General features: G+C 57.5%; 19 protein-coding genes. 7 read left to right on the forward strand and 12 right to left on the reverse strand.

Annotation, left to right across the window (positions count from 1 at the left end):
* Positions 1 to 761: 761 nt before the first annotated feature.
* The 7 genes from PQU98_RS08590 to ppc all read right to left on the reverse strand — a co-directional run bounded on the left by PQU98_RS08590 (position 762) and on the right by ppc (position 10813).
* Positions 762 to 1829 (reverse strand): LacI family DNA-binding transcriptional regulator, encoded by a 1068-nt coding sequence (locus PQU98_RS08590; protein WP_272745481.1) that lies wholly within the window; start codon positions 1827 to 1829, stop codon positions 762 to 764.
* A 208-nt stretch (positions 1830 to 2037) separates the two neighbouring features.
* Positions 2038 to 2682, reverse strand: a complete 645-nt coding sequence (locus PQU98_RS08595; protein ID WP_272744535.1) for a bifunctional 4-hydroxy-2-oxoglutarate aldolase/2-dehydro-3-deoxy-phosphogluconate aldolase — start codon at positions 2680 to 2682, stop codon at positions 2038 to 2040.
* 57 nt (positions 2683 to 2739) lie between these two features.
* Positions 2740 to 3768 carry a glucokinase gene (locus PQU98_RS08600; protein ID WP_272744536.1) on the reverse strand — a complete coding sequence of 343 codons (1029 nt, stop codon included), beginning with the start codon at positions 3766 to 3768 and terminating at the stop codon, positions 2740 to 2742.
* 6 nt (positions 3769 to 3774) lie between these two features.
* Positions 3775 to 5586 (reverse strand): phosphogluconate dehydratase, encoded by a 1812-nt coding sequence (gene edd / locus PQU98_RS08605; protein WP_272744537.1) that lies wholly within the window; start codon positions 5584 to 5586, stop codon positions 3775 to 3777.
* Positions 5587 to 5598: 12 nt separating this feature from the next.
* Entirely contained in the window at positions 5599 to 6363 is a 765-nt protein-coding gene (pgl, locus tag PQU98_RS08610) for a 6-phosphogluconolactonase (RefSeq protein ID WP_272744538.1), read from the reverse strand.
* On the reverse strand, positions 6356 to 7855 hold the full coding sequence (zwf, locus tag PQU98_RS08615; protein WP_272744539.1) for a glucose-6-phosphate dehydrogenase: 1500 nt from the start codon (positions 7853 to 7855) through the stop codon (positions 6356 to 6358). Before zwf ends, pgl begins: the two co-directional genes overlap by 8 nt.
* Before the next feature lie 264 nt (positions 7856 to 8119).
* Positions 8120 to 10813 (reverse strand): phosphoenolpyruvate carboxylase, encoded by a 2694-nt coding sequence (ppc, locus tag PQU98_RS08620; protein ID WP_272744540.1) that lies wholly within the window; start codon positions 10811 to 10813, stop codon positions 8120 to 8122.
* Between the two features lie 99 nt (positions 10814 to 10912).
* Here ppc and PQU98_RS08625 point away from each other — a divergent pair, with 99 nt between their 5' ends.
* The gene (locus PQU98_RS08625) at positions 10913 to 11092 is read left to right on the forward strand and encodes a hypothetical protein (RefSeq protein WP_272744541.1); all 180 of its coding nucleotides are present in this window, start codon (positions 10913 to 10915) and stop codon (positions 11090 to 11092) included.
* A gap of 244 nt (positions 11093 to 11336) precedes the next feature.
* Here the strand turns inward: PQU98_RS08625 and PQU98_RS08630 are convergent, their stop codons facing one another.
* Positions 11337 to 11729, reverse strand: a complete 393-nt coding sequence (locus tag PQU98_RS08630; RefSeq protein WP_272744542.1) for a group III truncated hemoglobin — start codon at positions 11727 to 11729, stop codon at positions 11337 to 11339.
* A 156-nt stretch (positions 11730 to 11885) separates the two neighbouring features.
* Between PQU98_RS08630 and PQU98_RS08635 the strand changes: the two genes are divergently transcribed.
* Positions 11886 to 12458, forward strand: a complete 573-nt coding sequence (locus PQU98_RS08635; protein ID WP_272744543.1) for a hypothetical protein — start codon at positions 11886 to 11888, stop codon at positions 12456 to 12458.
* On the opposite strand, the gene PQU98_RS08640 is transcribed toward PQU98_RS08635, so the two are convergent.
* Positions 12459 to 12872: a hypothetical protein gene (locus PQU98_RS08640; RefSeq protein ID WP_272744544.1), complete on the reverse strand. Its 414-nt coding sequence runs from the start codon at positions 12870 to 12872 to the stop codon at positions 12459 to 12461.
* A 250-nt stretch (positions 12873 to 13122) separates the two neighbouring features.
* Between PQU98_RS08640 and pepN the strand changes: the two genes are divergently transcribed.
* Together pepN and PQU98_RS08650 are read left to right on the forward strand one after the other, a co-directional pair.
* Positions 13123 to 15756 (forward strand): aminopeptidase N, encoded by a 2634-nt coding sequence (pepN, locus tag PQU98_RS08645; protein WP_272744545.1) that lies wholly within the window; start codon positions 13123 to 13125, stop codon positions 15754 to 15756.
* Between the two features lie 93 nt (positions 15757 to 15849).
* Positions 15850 to 16341: a response regulator gene (locus PQU98_RS08650; RefSeq protein WP_272744546.1), complete on the forward strand. Its 492-nt coding sequence runs from the start codon at positions 15850 to 15852 to the stop codon at positions 16339 to 16341.
* Positions 16342 to 16541: 200 nt separating this feature from the next.
* Here PQU98_RS08650 and PQU98_RS08655 read toward each other — a convergent pair whose 3' ends face one another.
* Together PQU98_RS08655 and PQU98_RS08660 are read right to left on the reverse strand one after the other, a co-directional pair.
* Positions 16542 to 16910: a hypothetical protein gene (locus PQU98_RS08655; protein ID WP_272744547.1), complete on the reverse strand. Its 369-nt coding sequence runs from the start codon at positions 16908 to 16910 to the stop codon at positions 16542 to 16544.
* A gap of 90 nt (positions 16911 to 17000) precedes the next feature.
* Positions 17001 to 17330 carry a DUF1491 family protein gene (locus PQU98_RS08660; protein WP_272744548.1) on the reverse strand — a complete coding sequence of 110 codons (330 nt, stop codon included), beginning with the start codon at positions 17328 to 17330 and terminating at the stop codon, positions 17001 to 17003.
* Between the two features lie 80 nt (positions 17331 to 17410).
* On the opposite strand from PQU98_RS08660, the gene PQU98_RS08665 reads away from it, so the two are divergent.
* Positions 17411 to 18418, forward strand: a complete 1008-nt coding sequence (locus PQU98_RS08665) for a hypothetical protein (protein WP_272744549.1) — start codon at positions 17411 to 17413, stop codon at positions 18416 to 18418.
* Between the two features lie 4 nt (positions 18419 to 18422).
* Here the strand turns inward: PQU98_RS08665 and PQU98_RS17130 are convergent, their stop codons facing one another.
* On the reverse strand, positions 18423 to 19178 hold the full coding sequence (locus PQU98_RS17130; RefSeq protein ID WP_438263870.1) for a DUF1428 domain-containing protein: 756 nt from the start codon (positions 19176 to 19178) through the stop codon (positions 18423 to 18425).
* Between the two features lie 78 nt (positions 19179 to 19256).
* Between PQU98_RS17130 and PQU98_RS08680 the strand changes: the two genes are divergently transcribed.
* Both PQU98_RS08680 and PQU98_RS08685 read left to right on the forward strand, forming a co-directional pair.
* Positions 19257 to 19718, forward strand: a complete 462-nt coding sequence (locus tag PQU98_RS08680; RefSeq protein ID WP_272744550.1) for a MarR family winged helix-turn-helix transcriptional regulator — start codon at positions 19257 to 19259, stop codon at positions 19716 to 19718.
* Positions 19719 to 19733: 15 nt separating this feature from the next.
* Entirely contained in the window at positions 19734 to 20210 is a 477-nt protein-coding gene (locus tag PQU98_RS08685) for a VOC family protein (protein WP_272744551.1), read from the forward strand.
* Positions 20211 to 20265: the final 55 nt, after the last annotated feature.

A 20265-nucleotide genomic window follows, 5' to 3' on the forward strand; every position in this document is an offset into this window, starting at 1 on the left:
GTGTTTTTATATGTCTGTCTTATTCGGCAAGGGAACTGTCGAAAAGCGTCACACTAAATTTTTGACAACCCTGCCAAAAATTCAGCCATCATGACGACCCAAAAGCGTCAATACCCCTGCACTGGCAAACCTTGGGATAAGTCGGATATACCCCCGGCTCTTTGCCCCTTTAATGACAGCGCTATCAACTCACGTCAAGGCTTGATCCGTTCGCATTCGCAAAACAATGGTTTAGAAGCGTGAAACTCCACCAGATCGTTTATCTATACTTTTCATGTGGTTAATAGTTTTAAGCTCACCAAGAGCAGAGACATCATCCGCGTAATTTCGCTTTTTTATCAAATTTTCAAAAATCCGTTTGACAGCGCTGTCAAAAAGACATACTTATAAGATCCGTTGTTGCCGTGTGCATTCTGGCCGTCGGGTCGATTGCATAATCTGAGTTTAAAGCCGGACTTTGGTGGAGGTCTTTCCCTTTTTCACCTTCATCGTCTGGGTTCGGTTTTAAATACCTTCTGGAATTTGGCATTTTCGAAGGTAATGGCCTTTAGATCCCGGTGACTTTTGTCACCGGGACTTTTTTGGCTTTATTTTTAGTCCCTCGCCGGGCGGTGGCTCCGCCACCTTGGCCGCCGCCGCAATGGCGGCCTGAGCGAATATTCGTTCGCTCTACTATTTTTTAGTCCCTCGCCGGGCGGTGGCTCCGCCACCTTGGCCGCGCCGCGGGTGGCGGCCTGAGCGAAATTAATCAGCCCTTAGCTTCAGATAGCCCTGACCGAATTGCGTTTGATCAGCTCAAATGGCAGCAAGCGGTCGGTATCGCGTTTTTCGCCATCCTCGCCCTCATCCCTGGCCAGCAGCACTTCGGCGGCGGCATAGGCGATATCTTCGACCGGCTGGCGGATCGTGGTCACATGCGGCCAGATCAGGATCGAGCCTGGCGCGTCGTCAAATCCACAGATCGAGACATCTTCGGGGATGCGGATGCCCATCTGCTGGGCGACGCCCATAATACCAAAGGCCATATAGTCGTTGCTGGAAAAGATCGCGGTTGGACGCGACTTACCTGCCTCAAAGAACGCTTTGCCCGCGTCGACGCCGGATTCGTAAGAGAAAAAGCCCTGCTTGACCCAATCGGGACGCGGCGTAATCCCTGCCTCGCTCAGAGCCTTGGTGAAGCCCTGATAACGCAGATGCGCACCGCCATGTTCCGGATGCCCCAGCACAAAACCGATATCACGGTGGCCCATCTCGATCAGGTGTTGCGTCATCTCATAGGCGGCGCGGGCCTCATCCATGCGCACGGTCGGCGACCGCCCCGGATTGAGGAAGGGGGAAATCCGCACATAGGGCACACCCGCCGCCTCTACCGCGTGCAGCACCACCGCCATATCACACAAAGGCGGCGTCAGGATCACGCCATCCAGACGAATAGTCGCCAGAAGACCGGCAATATTGCGTTCAAGATCGGGCGAATGGGCATCCTGAGGCTCGATCAGAAGGTGATAGCCGTTTTCACGACAGCGGCGGATGACACCGTTCTGCACCGAATTGATATAGCTGGGGTTGGGGTTATCGTAGAAAATCCCGATCAGAAAACTGCGCGCGCCTGCCAATGACCGTGCCAGAAGATTGGGCCGGTAATGCAGCAGATTGGCAGCTTCCTGAACCTTGGTGCGGGTCTCGGCCCGGACATTGGGTTCGTTATTCATGACACGGGAGACGGTCTTGATCGACACGCCGGCCAGACGGGCCACATCATTGATGGTCGACACAGTGCCGCTCGCCGGTAAATTAACACCGGCCTTAAGCTCCCCAGAAGCCTTGATATCCACCAATAAAGTCCCTCTCGCGTCCGTATTCAGATCAGTCCGCTAACGCATTGCGGGCATGTCGTTTTGATTATTATACGATTTTAGGACTTCAAATTGTCTTAAGCGCACAATTTGTCAATCAGCGATCGGGAATTGTCCGCTTTTTTTGACAGCGCTGGCAAGACAAACCTGCCAGCGCCGGAGAGCTTTGGCCTTGGATGGCTCAGGCTTTCGAAAATGTCGCCACGGCCTCTGCCGTAAGACGCGTGATCTCGGCCCAGTTGCCGTCCTGCATGGCCTTGGCCGGTGCGACCCACGACCCGCCCACGCACAGGACGTTATCCAGCGCCAGGAAATCGGCGGCATTTTTCACATCAATCCCGCCGGTCGGGCAGAACTTGACCTGAGGCAGCGGCCCGCCAATGCCTTTCAGCATCGGAATGCCACCCGCCGGCACGGCGGGGAAGAATTTCAGATGGGTGAAGTTCCACTCCAGCGCCTGCATGACTTCGGATGCGGTTTGAACCCCCGGCAACAGTGGCAAACTGTCCTGCTTGGCCAGTTCCTTGGTAAGCCCCGGAGAGACGAGGAATTTGGCCCCGGCCTTGGCGGCCTTTTCAGCGTCATGGGGCGTCAGCACCGTACCGGCACCAACAATGGCGTCGGGGCGTTCTTTGGCAATGAGCTTAATGGCATCCAGCGCGCAATCGGTGCGCAGGGTAATCTCCAGCACCGTGATCCCGCCCGCAATCAGGGCATCGGCCAACGGCAGGGCCTGATCGAGGCTGGGGATGACCATGACCGGCAGAACCGGCCCTGTGGTCATGAATGTCGGGACATCGGGGTGCGTACCGGGATATTTGCTCATCGGGAGATTTCCTTTTTCGTTCAAACGCGCCGCTTATACGGCTTCTTATAGGCCTATTCAGCCCGTGATCTCGGCGTCCGTCAAGGCATGGGCCGAACCCAGCAAAGCCGCGCACGGGTGAGTGATGATGTGACTGGGGATTGCGGCCACCAGATCGGCCAGAGGCGCCTTGGCTTCCATACGCGCCCGGAAGCGGCCTTCGTCGATAAACCGGAGCAGACGCGGCGCAATGCCACCGGCGATAAACATACCCGCCGTCGCCCCGTGACAGAGCGCCAGATCACCACACACCGAAGCTAAGATATCGAGGAAGGTTTCGACCGTATAACGGCAGCCCTGCCCATCAGGCCCCTCAATATTGGTGATCTGTGCCGGGGTCAGCTCCAGCGCTTTTTCACCGCGCACAAAGGATACGGCCTGATACAGATTGACCAGACCGGGGCCCGACAGCAGGTTCTCGATCGTCACCCGCCCGAGTTTTTTGCGCAAAAAGCGATGAATGTCGGCTTCAAAATCATTAACCGGCGCCCACGACGCATGGCCACTCTCGGTCGACAGGCAATAGGGCCCGTAAGCCCCGCCGACCAGAACCGACGCCCCAAAGCCGGTCCCAGCCCCCATGACCGCATGGACATCGCCAAACCCCTTGGTCACCGGCCCCAGCGTCTTGATATCATCACCATCCATATAGGGCAGCGCATAGGCCAGAGCCGCATAATCATTGATCAGGCGCGATTTCCTGGCCCCTGACGATTTAGCCAGTTCAGCTTCCGTCACCAGCCAGTCAAGGTTGGTGAACTTGATCTGACCGTTCTTGACCGGCCCTGCGACCGCCAGCACGGCATAGTCAAGCTCAGGCCGGCCACCCTCACTTCCGGCCAGATCACGGAAATAGTCCGCGATAACGGCATAGATATTAGGATAGCCGTGCGTCTCGAACGACTTGAAATTAAGCAGCTTCGTCTTGCCGTGATCGCGCTCAGCAATGGCAAAACGCGCATTGGTGCCGCCGATATCACCGACTAAACCACGAAAGGTAATGGACGCCGCAGACGACGTTGTGGGGGACTCAAAATGGGCTGTCATCTAACCTTACCAGAAGACCGCGCCGCCCTCATCCGCAGCGCCTACGACGCGCCGGAACGGGGCGAACAGCTCGCGTCCGAGACCATCAACTTCGGTCTCTTTCACAGCCGGTTCGCGGGCCAAGAATGACGCTTCATTACCTATGAAGCTTAAGGTCCCATTTTCACAATCTACCCGCAACACATCCCCTGACCGTAGTTTTGAGATCGGTCCGCCATCCTTGGCTTCTGGAGTGAGATGAATCGCTGAGGCTACCTTACCCGATGCACCCGACATCCGTCCATCGCTAACCAGCGCGACCTTACGGCCCTGATCCAGCAAGCTTGACAAAGATGGCGTAAGCGAATGCAACTCAGGCATACCATTGGCCTTTGGCCCCTGGAATCTGACGACGCAAATAAAATCCCCATCGGGGATGTTACCGGCCTTAAAAGCCGCCAGGAAATCATCCTGATCGTCGAAAACCGCGCACGGGCCTTCGATAAACTGATGCTCCGGCTTGACGGCGGAAATCTTGGAAACGGCAATACCGAGATTGCCCTTCATTTCGCGCAGGCCCCCTTCCGGGCTGAACGGATTGGAGACGGGGCGCAGCACAGCCTCATCGCCCGACGCCTGCGGCAGATCGCGCCAGATCAGCGCCCCGTCCTGAAGGAACGGCTCTTTGGCATAGGCCGACAGGCCGTGGCCCCAGATGGTGTCAACATCTTCGTGCAGCAAACCGACACTCAGCAATTCACGGATCACAAAGCCAATCCCGCCCGCGGCATGGAAGTGGTTGGTATCAGCCGAGCCGTTCGGATAGACCCGCGCCAGCAGCGGCACGATGCGTGAAATGTCGTTCAGATCTTCGGGCGTCAGGATGATGCCCGCTGCGCGCGCCATAGCCGGCAAATGCAGGGCGTGGTTGGTCGACCCGCCGGTGGCCATCAGGCCGACAACGCCGTTTACAAAGGCTTTGACGGTGAGCACATCGCCCAGACAGGCCGGTTGCTTGCCGTTCGCGGCGGTCAGGGCGGCGCGTTCGACTGCGGCGGCGGTCAGGGCCTCACGCAGTTCCGTGTGCGGATGGATAAAGGCCGAGCCCGGCACATGCAGGCCCATCATTTCCATCAGCATCTGATTGGAATTGGCAGTGCCATAAAAGGTGCAGGTGCCAACCCCGTGGTAAGATGCCATTTCGGCGGCCAGCAGCGCATCGCGGCCCACTTCGCCTCTGGCATACTGGGTGCGCACCTTGGCTTTTTCAGGATTGGGCAAGCCCGACGACATCGGCCCTGCGGGCACAAAAATCACCGGAAGATGGGCAAACGACAGGGCACCGATGACCAGACCCGGCACGATCTTATCGCAAATGCCCAGCATCAGGGCGGCATCAAAAGCATCGTGGCTGAGGGCAATGGCGGCTGACATAGCAATCACATCGCGCGAAAACAGCGATAGTTCCATACCGCCTCGGCCTTGGGTGACACCATCGCACATGGCGGGCACGCCACCGGCGACCTGCGACGTGGCCCCGACCTTACGGGCCGCTTTCAGGATCTTTTCGGGGTAGTTGTGATAGGGCTGATGGGCCGACAGCATGTCATTATAGGCGGTGACCACGCCAATATTGGGCACGGTATCGAGTGCTGCCTGAAGCTTATCATTTTCCGATGACGCCGCCACGACGTGGGCATAGTTGGCGCAACTCAGCTTTTTGCGGCGCGGCTCGGCTGTCTTATAGCGCTCAGTGCGCGCCTCGAACCTGGCGCGCAAATCCTTTGAGCGATCAGCGATACGTTGGGTGATGGCGTCAAGCGCGGGATTGAGGGTCATATTAAATACTCACTACGCCGCCCAGACCACTTCGACCGGCACAGGCGACTGCGCGATGAAAGTACCGATGGGGGATGTATAGGGATCGTCGGATAAAATTGCGCTGCGTAAAACCTCAAGCTTTTCAGTGCCGGTAATCAGCAGCAGGATGCGTTTTGAGCGGTTAAGCGCGGGCACGGTCAGGGTGATGCGCGGCAGTTTGGGCTCAACATCTGAGCCTGACGGGGCGACCGGCAGAACCAAAGCCGTCGTGTCATAAACCTCGGCATTAATCGCATGGCCCGGAAAGATCGAGGCGTAATGCGCATCCGCCCCCATACCGAGCAGGGTCAGGTCAAAGATCGGTTTGTCGTCCGCAACCTCAATCCCTTCAATAGAGCGAATTGCTGCCTCAGCCTTTTTGGCGCACGCGCCCGCATCATCCAGATCCTGAATCAGCGTCACGAAATTCAGGCCCGACTCTATCGCGGGTCTCAGCGCTGTCGCCATCATCAGGGTGTTGGATGAAGCATTATCGAGCGGCACAAAGCGCTCATCGACCTGAGTGATCGTGATGTTTGGCCAGTCGAGATTAAGCCCGCTCAAACCCTCATAGACGGCCTTGGGTGTCGATCCACCAGCACCTGTGATCAGGGCATGGCCTTTGGACGCGACTTCGGATTTCAGTACGCCTGCGACTTGCGCAATCACATAGGCGACCGCATCGGCCACCGCATCAAACGCGTGCACCGTCACCGGGCCTTTGAGGCCCTCAAGCATCAGGGTGTGTTCAGTCATTCCAGCTACGCCCGTCGCGGTCGAGCAGGGTATAGGCCGACACCGGCCCGTAAGACCCCGCCGGATAGGATTGCGGCCGCGGGTAAACCTTGGCCCAGCCGTCTTCGATACCGTCAACCCACGCCCAGGCGGCTTCGACCTCATCGCGGCGGACAAAGGCGGCGTTATTGCCATTGAGCGCATCAAGGATCAGCCGCTCATAGGCAATGCGGCGGCGCGGCGGCTTATTACCATTGGAATCGAACGCGTTGGTCAGGGACAGGGACAAAGCGAGGGGCTGCAAATCCATGCCGCCCGCCGCCGAGAGACCCGGCGCCTTATTCATCACGGTCAGCGAAATATCTTCTTCCGGCTGCAGACGGATCACCAGACGGTTGGCCAGAACGGCTCCGCCAAAGATCGAGTGCGGTACGGCCTTGAACTGCACGACAATCTCGGTGGCGCGGGTCGGCAGGTGCTTACCCGTGCGCAGGTAAAACGGCGTGCCAGCCCAGCGCCAGTTGGCGATTTCGGCCTTTAAAGCCACATAGGTTTCGGTGCCGGACGGTGAACCTTTTTCAGCCTCATAGCCCGCCACGGGCTTGCCCTCGGCAAAGCCCGGGCCATATTGACCGCGCGCGGTGTGGGTCAGGACATTGTGCTCATTGATCGGTTTCAGGCTTTTGAGGACCTTGACCTTTTCATCACGCAGGGCATCGGCATTGATACCCGACGGCGGCTCCATCGCCAGCAGACACAAAAGCTGCAACAGGTGGTTTTGCAGCATGTCGCGCAGGGCGCCGTATTCGTCATAATAACCGAGACGCTCACCCACCCCGACGGTTTCGGCCACCGTAATCTGAACATGATCAATGCTTTGCGCATTCCACAGCGGTTCAAACACCGTATTGGCAAAGCGCAGCGCAATCAGGTTCTGCACCGTTTCCTTGCCCAGATAGTGGTCGATGCGGAAGACCCGCGCTTCGTCAAAGGCAACCGCCACCGAGTCATTGATGACCTTGGAGGAGGCCAGATCGCGCCCCAGCGGCTTTTCGATAATGACGCGGTTCGGCGCGACATTGAGACCGGCATTCAGCAGGTGCTCACAGATCGGCTTGAACAGCGACGGCGACACCGACAGGAAGAACACGATATCGAGATTGTCTGTCGCGCCCAGTTCGGCCTTAAGCTTCGGTCCCCATTCGGCATCCCCGACATCCAGCGACAAATGGCTGATGCGGGCGGCAAACTTATCGATTGTCCCGTCTTCGAGATCAGCCCCGGCGCGCTTGGTCACCGCCGCCTTGACGCGTTCAACAAATTCATCGCGGCCCACCGCTTCGCGTGCCACCGACACCAGTCGCACATCATCGGCCAGAAACCCATCCTGATCGAGCATGGCCAGTGACGGCCACAGCATACGCAGCGCCAGATCGCCTGTGCCGCCCACCAGAACAAACACACGCTGGCGCGAAGAGGTTGCTTGGGATGAAGATAATCCGTTCAAAGACATAAAGCTTATCGTTCCTGGGCCGAAAACCACGGCCCCTTCTTGAGTGAGAGCCTGCGGGTGCGGTTGATCCTGCGTGTCCTATCGACCAAAATCGATGACAGCGCTGTCATACAGGCTATTCCGGACAGGGTCAAGCCGCAGACTGACCGCATCGGTGGATTATGCCGCATTCATACATCCATAAAACCAAAAACTTCGTGAACACAATTGGTTATGTTCCTAAAATTTTCTACATGACCGTCAATTGTCCGCCAACTGACGGCCTCAACCTGTATTCCTGAGCGCGCTGGCCGTACCATTGACAGTCAGTTGCAGGGCCAGCTTGACCAGCTTGTGCTGATTGCCGTGACGGCGCTGGGTCATCAGTTCGACCTGCATCCGGTTGAGCGTATCGAGCACCGGCTTTGACCGCTCAATCGAGCCGCGCAGGTGTTCATGGGTCGACAGCAGAGTCTTGGCCCCGCGGATACGCAGGATCAAGGCAATCGTATCCTCGAACTCGAACTTGATCTTATCGAAAATCCGCTGAGCCTGCGCCTTATCCTGTGCCAGATGATCGACATAGAGACCGGCAATATCCATATCGGCCTTGGCCAGCGCCATTTCCATATTGGCGAGGAACACGTCGAAGAAATCCCAGGTCTGCACCATGTCGGTAAGCACTGAATCTTCGACGCCAGTGTCCCTCACCGCCGCCGCAAAGCCATACCAGCCCGGCAGAACAAAGCGCGACTGCGACCACGAAAACACCCACGGAATGGCCCGCAGATCCTCGATCTGACCGCTGGTGGTCCGCGAGGCCGGACGCGAGCCGATTTTGAGATCCGTGATCTCCGAGATCGGCGTCACATTGCGGAAAAAGGCCAGAAAATGCTCATCCTCATAGACCAGATCGCGATAAGCCTTGAACGAGGCGTCGCAGATCTTATCCATCACCGGCCCGAATTTGGCTTCGGCTTTCGCTTCTTTAGTATCTTTATCGACCTTGGGCTTGACCGAGGCGAGGAATACCGCCGCCGCAAAGCTGTCGAGCGTCTTGCCTGCCGTGGTGGCATTGCCGAATTTGCGGGCGATCATTTCGCCCTGCTCGGTCACCTTGATATGGCCACCGACCGTACCCGCGGGTTGCGCCAGAATGGCGTTAAACGATGGTCCGCCACCGCGTCCGACCGATCCGCCACGACCGTGGAACAGTCGTAAAGCTACGCCGTAATGCTCACACACCGCCTTGACGGCCGAGGACGCCTTATGCAGCGACCAGCGCGAGGCCGTATAGCCGCCGTCCTTGTTGGAGTCCGAATAACCGAGCATGACTTCCTGCACCGCCGGACGCCCCAAGAGGGAGCGCATGGCGGGCAGGCCCAGCCACCGCTTCATGATATCGGGCGCGGCCTCAAGGTCACCGATGGTTTCAAACAGAGGTGCCACCTTGATCATGGTGTGCGGTTGCGGCCCGCCGTAAACGAGGCCTGCCTGTTTCAGCAGCACCAGCGGCTCAAGGATATCCGACACCGACTTACCCATCGAAATGACATAGGCGCCGATAGCCGATGGCCCATAGGTCTTGATGACCTCGGCGGCCGCATCTATGATTTTCAATTCGCGCCGCGTTTCGGCTGAGTATTTGGCGAACGGCCAGCGCAGCAGCCGGTCATTGGTCAGTTCCGCCACCAGCGCCGACACCCGCTCATTTTCCGACAGCGACATGTAGTCGAGCAGCTCCGACGACTGCGCGAACAGTTCCGCCACCACCCGCTCATGGACAGAGGAATTCTGACGCAGATCCAGCGCCATCAGGTGGAAACCGCAACTGCGCGCAATCTGGATCGTGGCCTTGAGCGTGCGCCCGATCAGACGCTTGCCACCATTGGCGATCAGGCTGTCGCGGATGATTTTCAGGTCACGGACAAATTCATCGACCGTCTCATAAGGGGTGGCGATTTCCTGCGGCACATAGCCGGAACCCAAACCGCGCTGTTCGCCAATTATCACCTGAGCGGTCTTGGCCAGACGGGCCTTAAGGTAAGACAGGGCGCGCCGGTACGGCTCATCGACGCGGTGGACATTGGTGTCAGAAGACTTGCGCGACAGCTCCATCAGGGCGTCGGACACCTTGGTCAGTTCTTCCGAAACGGTTAGCTCGGTATCGAGCTTATTGATCTGGTCGAAGTAGAACCGGAAAATGGTGCGGGCCTGTTCACGGAAGGCATAGCGCAGGGTGGTTTCATCGACATGGGGGTGGCCGTCGCGGTCACCACCGATCCATGAGCCCAGTTTCAGCAGCTTGGGCAGGGTCTCGTCCAGCGCGATATCACGATCCCACTGGGTATAGAGATTAACCAGCGCCGGCAGGATCGAGCGGCGCACGACCCCCAGCGAGTTTTCGATCTCATCAAAAACCGTAATGCGCTCAGGGCGGTGCAGGCGCGTGTTCCACAACAGTGCCACAGCGCGGTACAGGTCTTCTTCGATCGCGCGGCGTTCCGAGGCCGAATTGCAGGTCTCATAACGCGACAAAAGCTGGGTGATTTCATATTCGCGCTCAACGACACTGGCGCGGCGCATTTCGGTCGGGTGGGCCGTAAACACGGGAGAGGCGTGGATGTTTTGCAGGGTCTTTTCGATCTGAGACTGATCAATGCCCTCTTTGCGGGCGGAGGCAACCGCATTGGCCAGGCTGATGGTCTGAACCGAACCATCCGAGGCCTCAAATGTATCCTCGCGGCCCAGATTGGCCACGTCTTCGGAGATGACGCTCAAAGTCGACAGACAGGTCAGGACGCGGGCGGCATGGGCGGCATCCGACTCTGAAAAACCTGACAGATCAAACGTCCCGCCTTTGAGCGTATTGAGCTTTGACAACACCTCACCGCGGCCAAAATCAGTAATAGCTTCGTTCAGAAACCCTTCCAGCATGGCGGTATTTTGTTTGACGTGGTCGATGACGGGATCGGTCATGGTCTGCCCCTGCACAAAAAAACAGGCCCGTTAAGACATAATGCGCCGTAAGGATTGTGCCGGCGTTCTTCTTTGGGAGCGAGAACTTACAAGCGCAAAATGGCAGCAGATATGGTTATTCAGGCGGAATTTACCCTCTTCACGGTCACTATTAGCGCCAAATTTGTGCGTCGCAAGGTAACAATCGGCAACAATCCGCCAACAATCCGTGAGCTGAAAAATTTACCAAACAAACTCAATAGGTTGGAAAATATCCTATTTGAAAAAATTTTATCCTAATTTTTGCGGTAGCGCTAACATTTTTACCGCACCGGCGAACGGGTTACGATTGCAACAATTTATCCGGCAATTTCAGCGAGTTATAGTCTGACAATTGCCGGACTTAGAACCTCCCCTCTTGGAGGGGAGGGGGACCGCCGCGATTTATCGCGGGGGTGGTAGGGTAAAATTACCCCCTCTTTGCGTACATCTGTGATGTCCGCAAAACTCCCCCTGCAACAGGGGGAGTTCTTTAAATTACCCCTCACCCCTTGCTCATAAACTCCGGCTTAAAGAACAGCGCCGCCTGAAACGACTGACCGATGCGGTACGCTTTTTCGCGCAGGATTTCCGCCCGAAGCGCATCAAACCGCTCACCGGTCGTGGCTACCCATAGCTCCAGCCAGCGCTCGAACATAGCGGGGTTGAGATCCAGCGGAAAATGCTTGGCCATCGGGCGGCCTTTATAGGCCGGAATGTCGGGATGGGCGCCATTGGTAATGGTCATCCAAAACAAGGTCAGATTATCGAAATGCTCCGGCCAGTCATGAACCGCCCCCTCAAACACCGGCCCGATGAGATCATCCAGACGCACCCGGCCGTAGAAATCTTCGACCAGCCCGCGCACCTCATCCATTTTGAACAGTAGTTCCGCCATGACAAATCCCGAAGCCTTAATACCCGTTAAACATAAGCCGACACCAAATCCTAAGCCTTGCCGGTTAACCTTGCCTATTTAGGCCCGACTGCGCCCGATTGCCATGCGGCAATTGGTCATGCGCCTTCGGGTATGGTCTGCAAACCAGAGGTAACTATGGCCAAGGCGATTTTCCACCGCCGGCAACGCGTGTGGGTCGAGCCCGTCGGCACCTGGGCCTTGATCGATAAGGTCAACCCCATTTGGGCCAAAGGGTTCGACGAACCCATCCGCGTCACCTATGACTGCGGGCTTGGCCGTGAATTTCGCGCCGAGGAATTGAAATCCGAAAGCGATGTCGAGCAGGCCCGTGATGTCGGCCAGTGGCGGATGATGCGCGCCCGCAACAAGTGGCACACCCCCGAAGACGCCAGCCACCACCCCTTCCCCGGCACCTATCCGGTTGTGGTCACCGATCCCAATGACTGGGGCGGCTGGCGCGTGCCGGGTGCGGAATATGACCGCGATCCAGCCTTGATCGAAATGCAGGCCCGCCTGATCACGCTGTCGCCCAAACTGCTGAAGCTGGCCAAGGATTTGGTCACATACGTGCGTCAGGAAACCGAAGACCTGCCTGATGAGGTGATGGAGCTGGCCAAGCGCGCCGAAAATCTGCGCCATCTGGTCGAATCCGAAGCGCCCGAAGCCAATACGCAAAAGGTTCAGCCTGCCGATCCAATAGCTAAATAACTAAAGATTACCGGCCTCCAGCCAGTCAACAGCCTCATCAAAGCTATCAAAGCCCCGGAATATCTCATCTGGAAACAGCGGCGCAATCGTCGATACCCGTGCCAGATCCAGCGGCGATTTCGACACGATCGCTGTGCGCCCCTTATGGATCACGTCGCGGGTCAGAAACTGCCAGCGACGCGCCAGGTGCTCGATGTCCTCAAATTCAATGAACCCGCTGAAATCGCGCAGATCAATCAGCCGGCGCCACGCCCAGGGCCGGTCAAGCTTACGCGCCGCACTGAAGATCTGATCAACGAGGTGAGTGCTTTTCATATTGCCGATGATGCGCACAATGACCAGCCTGCGCTTAGGGTCAAGGCGAACCCTGAACCGGTAGCGTGTTGACTCAGGACGACGTGAAGACTGGGGCATTTTTGGTTTTACCGATGATACCCGATTTCATAGCGCCCCTACGTCAACTTGGGAATGAGGTGACATCTACGACACCCAAATTTACCTAAAATTATCCCAAATTTTCTGAATATTACGCCTGAACGGGGAAATGATGGGCTAAAATTCGCGGGTTACGCACCCACTACATGGCGGTAATTTGAATTGCCTTGGGCGATCAGGTTTGAAACAGTAGAATCACAGTTTTTAATAGACACCTTGAGTCAAAGCCATGCGCACTGAAATCGCCCGCCCGATCCGCCTCACCGACTATAGGGCACCGGCTTACCGCGTCAGTGCGACAGACCTCACCTTCCGGCTCGATCCGACCGAGACGCGGGTCACCACCCGCCTGAGCTTTGAGCGCCTCGGGGAATCCCCCGCCCCGCTGGTTCTGCTGGGAGAACGGGTTAAGCTGATCAGCATCAAACTGGATGGCGCTGACCTGTCGCCCGACACCTATGAGATTACACCGGAAACCCTCACCCTTCGTGACGTACCCGCGCAGTTTGTTCTGGAAACCGAGGTCGAGATCAACCCGCAGGACAATAAAACGCTGGAAGGCCTCTATATGTCGTCGGGCCGCTACTGCACCCAGTGCGAGGCCGAAGGTTTCCGCAAAATCACCTATTTCCCCGACCGGCCCGATGTCCTGTCGAAATATACGGTTCGCGTCGAAGCCCCCAAGATTGGGTTCCCGCACCTTTTGTCCAATGGCAATCTGATCGAATATGGCGACTTAGACGACACCCACCACTATGCCGTCTGGCAGGATCCGTTTAATAAGCCGTCCTATCTGTTTGCACTGGTCGCCGGTGAACTGGATGTACTTGAGGACACATTCACCACCTCATCAGGGCGGACGGTCGATCTGAAAATCTATGTCGATACCGGCATGAGCGCGCGGGCCGCCTATGCGATGGACGCCCTGAAACGCTCAATGGCTTGGGATGAAAGCGCCTATGGCCGCGAATACGACCTTGACCTGTTCATGATCGTGGCGGTGCGCGATTTCAACTTCGGCGCCATGGAAAACAAGGGCCTGAATATCTTCAACGCCTCACTGCTGCTGGCCGATCCGACCACGGCCACGGATGCCGATTATGAGCGGATCGAAAGCGTCATCGCCCACGAATATTTCCATAACTGGTCGGGCAACCGCGTCACCTGCCGCGACTGGTTCCAGCTTTGTCTCAAGGAAGGCCTGACCGTCTTCCGCGATCAGGGCTTCTCGTCCGATCAGCGCGGCCACGCCGTTCAGCGCATCAAGGACGTCAAGGCCCTGCGCGCCCGTCAATTCCCCGAAGACGCCGGCCCGCTGGCCCATCCGGTGCGCCCGTCATCCTATCTCAAGATCGACAATTTTTACACCGCCACCATCTATGAAAAGGGCGCGGAAATCGTCGGTATGCTGAAAACCGTAATGGGGCCGAAAGTCTACCGCACCGCCCTGGACCACTATTTCGCCACCCATGACGGGACGGCAGCCACGCTGGAAGACTTCCTGAAAAGCTTTGAAGCCGTCACGGGTAATGATGTCTCAAACTGGCTGAACTGGTACACTCAGGCCGGTACGCCGCGCCTGAAGATCACCCAGACCTATGACGCCGCGGCAAAGTCCCTGACCTTGAGCCTTAGCCAATCGACCGCGCCTACCCCATCTCAGCCGACCAAGGCAGCAGTACCGATCCCGGTGCGTCTGGGGATTTTAAGCGAAGACGGCACCCCGCAGAGCTTTGGCTTTGAAGGCCAGAGCCAAATCGAAATCACCTATGTGCTGGATCAGCCGTTCGCCGCCATCACCCTGACCGATGTGGCCGCCGCTCCCGTCCTGTCAGCCCTTCGCCATTTCTCCGCGCCCGTGATCCTTGAGGTCGAAGAACCGCAATCGCATCTTTTCGCCCGCTTCAAAGGCGACACCGACCCGTTCAACCGCTGGGAAGCGGCGCAGAAACTGGCCCAAAATCTGATCCTGACCGGCGGCGATGTGGCCCCCTATGCCGAGGCACTAAAAGCGACTTTGCTTGATGACGCCCTAGAGCCCGCGTTCAAGGCCCTGATCATGGCCCTGCCGACCGAGCAGGGGCTGGCCCAAGAGATGTCTCCGGTCGATCCGGCCGCCATCCACACCCGTCGCAAGGCCGTCAAGGCAGAATTATCGCGCGCGCTCTATCCAACCTTGCGCGACCTTTACGATGCCATTCAACCGCCCACGACCTTCTCACCGGATGCCCAGAGTGCAGGGGGGCGGGCCCTGCGCAACGCCCTGCTCGATCTGATCATGGCGGGCTACGGCACGGCTGATGCGGCCCACCAATCGGAACTGTCGGCACTCGCCAGCGCCCATTATGCCCGCGCGGATAACATGACCGACATGATCGCAGCCCTTACGGCATTGATGTCCGTGCATGGTGAGCCTTATGAGGCCGCCCTTGATGCCTTTTATGCCCGCTTCAAAGACGAGCCTCTGGTCATCGACAAATGGTTCGCCCTTCAGGCTGCCTGTCCGCACCCGGAGACGCTGGCGCGCATTGAGCGCTTAAGCCGCCACCCCGACTTTGACCCGAAGGTGCCCAATCGCTGGCGCGCTCTGGTGCAAAATCTGGCCTCTAATAATCCGGCTGTGTTCCACGGCGTATTCGCGTCCGATAGCTATGGTTACGGCTTTGTGGTTGATCAGATTCTGACGGTCGATGAATTCAACCCGATGACGGCGGCGCGACTGGTCGAATCCTTAAGCGGTTATAAGCGCTATGCTTCGCCGTACCGTGAAGCGATGAAGGCTGCCTTGGAGAGCATCATGGCAACACCTAAGCTGTCAAAAAACGTCGCTGAACTGACCGCTAAAGCGCTGGATCAAAAATAAACGCCACGCCCGCTCCGCCTTAAATCAGGCTTAAACATAACAGGTTATATTCCGCTTACAGATATAAAGTAGGCGTAACCAGAGGGATGTGTCTTGGGCTTAGAGCGCGTAAGATTCCTGATCGTTGATGATAACAGCCATATGATCGGCATCGTCAAAACCATCTTGCGCGGCTTTGGGGCCGTGCATGTGTTTGAAGCCAAAGACGCCACCGATGCGTTTTATCGGCTGAAAAATGACGCCATCGATATCTGCGTGGTCGATTATCAGATGGACGTGCTGGACGGCGTTGAATTTGTGCAGATGGTGCGCAATTCGTCCGACAGTCCCAATCGCTATGTGCCGATCATCATGCTGACCGCTCATTCGGAGCGCTCGCGCGTTACCTCGGCCCGTGACGCCGGGGTCAACGAGTTTTGCGCCAAACCCGTGACCGCCACAGAACTGCACCGTAAAATCGCAGCTATCATCAATCATCCGCGGCCGTTCATCAAAACCTCAACCTATTTCGGGCCCGACCGTCGTCGCCGCAATGACCCGCAGTATCGCGGCCCCGACCGCCGTCAAAGCGGCGGAGCGGGATAGCCGCCATTGCGGCGGCGGCCAAGGTGGCGGAGCCACCGCCCGGCGAGGGACTTAAGATAGGACTACACGAAAAAAGCGCCCCACCGGATGAGGGCGCTTTTGGTCTGGGGGGGCCGATTACTTCAGGCGATATTCACGCCCGCACGTACCACATCAGATCACTCGGACAGTTTTCTCGTTAGAAAAAATCGACCGCAGCCTTACGCCGCCTGACGATGCCAGACGGCCTGATCGACCTTAGCGGCATTGAGCGCGCCGGAGACCTGCTCCTGGTACATCATGCCCATCACCATTTCATTAAGCGCCTTGAAGCTGGCGTCGATATCCTCGACCCGTCCCTGATTGGACATAGCAAAGAACTGCGCGGCATTGACCCGCGGCATTTTAAGCTGAATGAGGTAGGCCAGACGGCGCGCGCGCTCAGGGTTCTGGCGGTGAGCCTGCGGGTCTTGCGCGAACATTTCCTTGCCCAGTTGAGCGATGTAATCAAGGCTCAGGGCCTCGAACCGTTCGGCCTCCAGCGGGTGCATCATGCGCGAAGGGTCAAGTTCCAGGACCAGATCGTTCAACAGGAAATACAACAGATGACACCCTTCGTATTATGCGTTACTGAACTCACAATACACCCAAGGGTTTGATATCCCGTTGAAGAAGAGGGTTTATAAATCCTCAACTTTCTCGGTTAAGAAATGGCGCCCCTCACGGTCCTCAATCTCAACCACCCACAAATCCGGGTCGAATTTCATCTGCTTTTGCAGATAGTTATCGATTTCGAGTTCATCATCGGTCTTGATGGGGCGCATCCACACGGCCCCATCTTGCGTCTGGGCCTCACGCAGCAGATAGCCTTGCCGCGTCATCAGATTAATGACCTTGATGATCACGCCGCCGGCTTTGGCATCGCCTTTTTGCGCAATATAACCAAAGCCACCGCCCTGCTCGATGCGCCGCAACAGGGCACCGACCCAAAAATCCGTCGATAATAACACGCTGTTTACCTTCTTTGGAAACGGGGCCTAAAGGCTGATGCGCTTATAGTCCCCTTATTAATCGGGTTAGGTGGACTTTCGTGGCAATCCATAAAGTAAAGCGCATTCCGAAAAGTGTGAAGCGGTTTTCGGAACCCAATGCGCGGCAGATTAAAAACCTGCTCCTCGCTGTGATGGTAGCATCAGGCATAACGTCTGGTGCGGCCTTGGCTGACGCTCGCAGCGATGCGATTGAGACCCTGACGCGCCGCCAGTTCATACTGACGGCGGATAAACGTTGCCATTTGCTCGATGCCCCGGCCGTGACCGCCCTGAATGCCGGCCTGATCCAGTCACGCAATCAGTTGGTACGCGCGGGCATTTCCGCCAGTAACATGCGTATGGTGTTAAACCGCGCCCGTGAGGCCGGTGAACGCGTCGACTGCGCCTCCTCTGCCCTGCAATCTGAAGCCGAAACCGTACGCGGCGCCTACCGCGCGTTTGTCGCCCAGCCACGTCTTGACCTGCCGTCGGGCCGCACAAGCTGGCAGGCCACACGCAGCCACGGCGATGATGTGATGTGGCGCCTGGTGCAGCATCAGAACAGTCGCGATGGCCATCTGGCGCTGGGGCTTTACGGCACCCTGACCGGCTTTGATTTAACCGTCATGGCGCAGTTCAAGGGGGATGAGCGCCCATATGCGGCCCGCCTGATGATGCGCGACCCGCGGATGAACAGCACAGGCGTCATCTCGCGCGATACATATACCCTGAGCACCCGTCTGCCGGCTGGATTTAACGAAGCCTACAGCCGCACCTTCATGGCCTCAAACCGGCGCGATCTTCAGATCGCTTTGGGGGGCGGACGCAAGGTTAATCTGGCGGGCTTTGATGTCACCGGGCAATATGTCGGCACGACGGAACCCAAACCCACAGTGCGCTTTGATTTTCCACGGTCTGCTATGATGGCAATGGCCGGGCTTGATCCGCGCGAAGACATGATCGTTGCTTTTGAGTTTCGTGACGGCCCCCGCTATGCCCGCTTTGAAGTCGGTGACTTCATCACGGGCGCAGGATTCATCGCCTTGCCATCCCCGTATGGGCAATAGGCCGCTACTGACCCACATCCAGAATGGTTTCAAACCCGCCATAAACACGGCGTTTCTGGCCATCGGCCGGGAGTGCGGCCGGATCATCTTCGAAACGAGGGTCGCTCATCAGATTGCCCCAGGCCGCATCACGCACGGCCCGTGATGGCCATTCGATCCAGTTATAGGTGACAACCTCACCCTCATTTAGCTTCACCGCCCCCTTATAGTCGGTCACTTTACCATCGGGCACATCATCCCCCCAGGCACCCACCACGCGCAAAGCCCCCTGCTCGATAAAGGCCTTGGCCTGTTGCGTGGAGATGGCGCGATAAGCCTCCCGGCTGCTGGCGGGCACCGGCAGCAATGAGCCGTCGACATAGCCAGGTTTGCCGCCCCCAGTCTTGGCATCCCCAGTCTTGGCATCCCCCTCATCGATAATCACCTCGAAACCGGCATAGATCATGCGCTTACCGTCAAAGGGCATGTCCTTCATCATGTCGTCCATGCGCGGATCGGCCATCATTTTTTCACCCGCTGCGTCTCTGACCGCCCGATCGGGATATTCAAACCACGACAACAGCACCACTTCATCCGGCGTAGATTTGACCGCGCGTTTGAAATCGGTCAGTTCGCCGTCCGGCACCTGATCGCCCCAGCTTTCAAACATGCGCGTCGCCCCGAACTCTTTCATAAACGCCCACGCCTTTTCGGCATGCTCGATATAGATATCCTTATTGGCCGCCGGCACTGCGGTTACAAATCCGTCGATATAGGCCATGATGGTCGTCTCCGTGTTCTGATGATTTTGAATACGCACCCGCTTGACAATTTATGTTGATATCAACATATTACAGTTATGTCAAACCTGAATATCGAGTCGGGCGCCATCGTCCTGCCGTTTGCGGCGACCCTGCATGTGCGCGACCACTGCCTGTGTCTGGCGGCGCAACGGGCGGCGCGCGCGCTGGCACGCCGGTTTGATGACGCCTTACGGCCGCACGGTTTGACCAACGGGCAGTTTTCGCTGCTGATGGCGCTGAACCGTCCTGAGGCGGTCTCTATGGGGCCATTGGCGGCATTTCTGGCGATGGATCGCACGACCCTGACCGCCGCCCTCAAGCCACTGGAGCGTCAGGGCTTGATTACGATTTCGCCCGATCCAAATGACCGGCGCGGCCGCAAAATTACCCTTACCTCTGAGGGGCATGCCCGCCTGATCGCCGCCCTGCCCGTCTGGCAATCGACCCACGCTGAGATCGATGCCCGGCTGACCCTATCGCCCGCCGATCTGCGCACAGGTTTGCGTGAACTCGTTTAAACAAAGGAAACGACCATGAATAAGAACACAATCTGCCTGTGGTACACTGACGATGCTGAAAACGCGGCCCGCTTTTACGTCAGCGTTTTTCCGGACAGTGCGGTCACCGCCGTGCATCACGCACCGTCTGATTTTCCGGGCGGCAAAGCCGGTCAGGTACTGACCGTTGAGTTTAGCGTCTGCGGCATACCGTGCCTGGGGCTTAACGGCGGCGACGTGTTCAAGCAAACAGAGGCGTTTTCCTTCCAGATCGCCACCGAAGATCAGGCAGAGACCGATCGCTACTGGAATGCCATTGTGGGTAATGGCGGCGCGGAAAGCGCCTGCGGCTGGTGCAAGGACAGATGGGGCCTGTCATGGCAGATCACGCCGCGCGTTCTGACCGAGGCTATGGCTCAGGGCGGAGATGTGGCCAAACGCGCCTTTGAAGCCATGATGACTATGGGCAAGATCGACGTGGCCGCCATTGAAGCTGCGGTAAAGGGTGCCTGATGGCCCGCACGGGCGCGATAACGGATGTGTGATCTTGCCTTTTTTCGGTCGTTTT

Source organism: Asticcacaulis machinosus, from assembly GCF_028550435.1.
GTDB lineage: Bacteria > Pseudomonadota > Alphaproteobacteria > Caulobacterales > Caulobacteraceae > Asticcacaulis > Asticcacaulis machinosus.

Coding starts and splice junctions, on each gene's coding strand:
- PQU98_RS08595 (WP_272744535.1), bottom strand. CDS start 2,682: ATGAGCAAATATCCCGGTACGCACCCCGATGTCCCGACATTCATGACC.
- PQU98_RS17130 (WP_438263870.1), bottom strand. CDS start 19,178: ATGGCCTATATCGACGGATTTGTAACCGCAGTGCCGGCGGCCAATAAG.
- ppc (WP_272744540.1), bottom strand. CDS start 10,813: ATGACCGATCCCGTCATCGACCACGTCAAACAAAATACCGCCATGCTG.
- pepN (WP_272744545.1), top strand. CDS start 13,123: ATGCGCACTGAAATCGCCCGCCCGATCCGCCTCACCGACTATAGGGCA.
- PQU98_RS08685 (WP_272744551.1), top strand. CDS start 19,734: ATGAATAAGAACACAATCTGCCTGTGGTACACTGACGATGCTGAAAAC.
- PQU98_RS08635 (WP_272744543.1), top strand. CDS start 11,886: ATGGCCAAGGCGATTTTCCACCGCCGGCAACGCGTGTGGGTCGAGCCC.
- edd (WP_272744537.1), bottom strand. CDS start 5,586: ATGACCCTCAATCCCGCGCTTGACGCCATCACCCAACGTATCGCTGAT.
- PQU98_RS08640 (WP_272744544.1), bottom strand. CDS start 12,872: ATGCCCCAGTCTTCACGTCGTCCTGAGTCAACACGCTACCGGTTCAGG.
- PQU98_RS08600 (WP_272744536.1), bottom strand. CDS start 3,768: ATGACAGCCCATTTTGAGTCCCCCACAACGTCGTCTGCGGCGTCCATT.
- pgl (WP_272744538.1), bottom strand. CDS start 6,363: ATGACTGAACACACCCTGATGCTTGAGGGCCTCAAAGGCCCGGTGACG.
- PQU98_RS08680 (WP_272744550.1), top strand. CDS start 19,257: ATGTCAAACCTGAATATCGAGTCGGGCGCCATCGTCCTGCCGTTTGCG.
- PQU98_RS08630 (WP_272744542.1), bottom strand. CDS start 11,729: ATGGCGGAACTACTGTTCAAAATGGATGAGGTGCGCGGGCTGGTCGAA.
- PQU98_RS08625 (WP_272744541.1), top strand. CDS start 10,913: ATGGCAGCAGATATGGTTATTCAGGCGGAATTTACCCTCTTCACGGTC.
- zwf (WP_272744539.1), bottom strand. CDS start 7,855: ATGTCTTTGAACGGATTATCTTCATCCCAAGCAACCTCTTCGCGCCAG.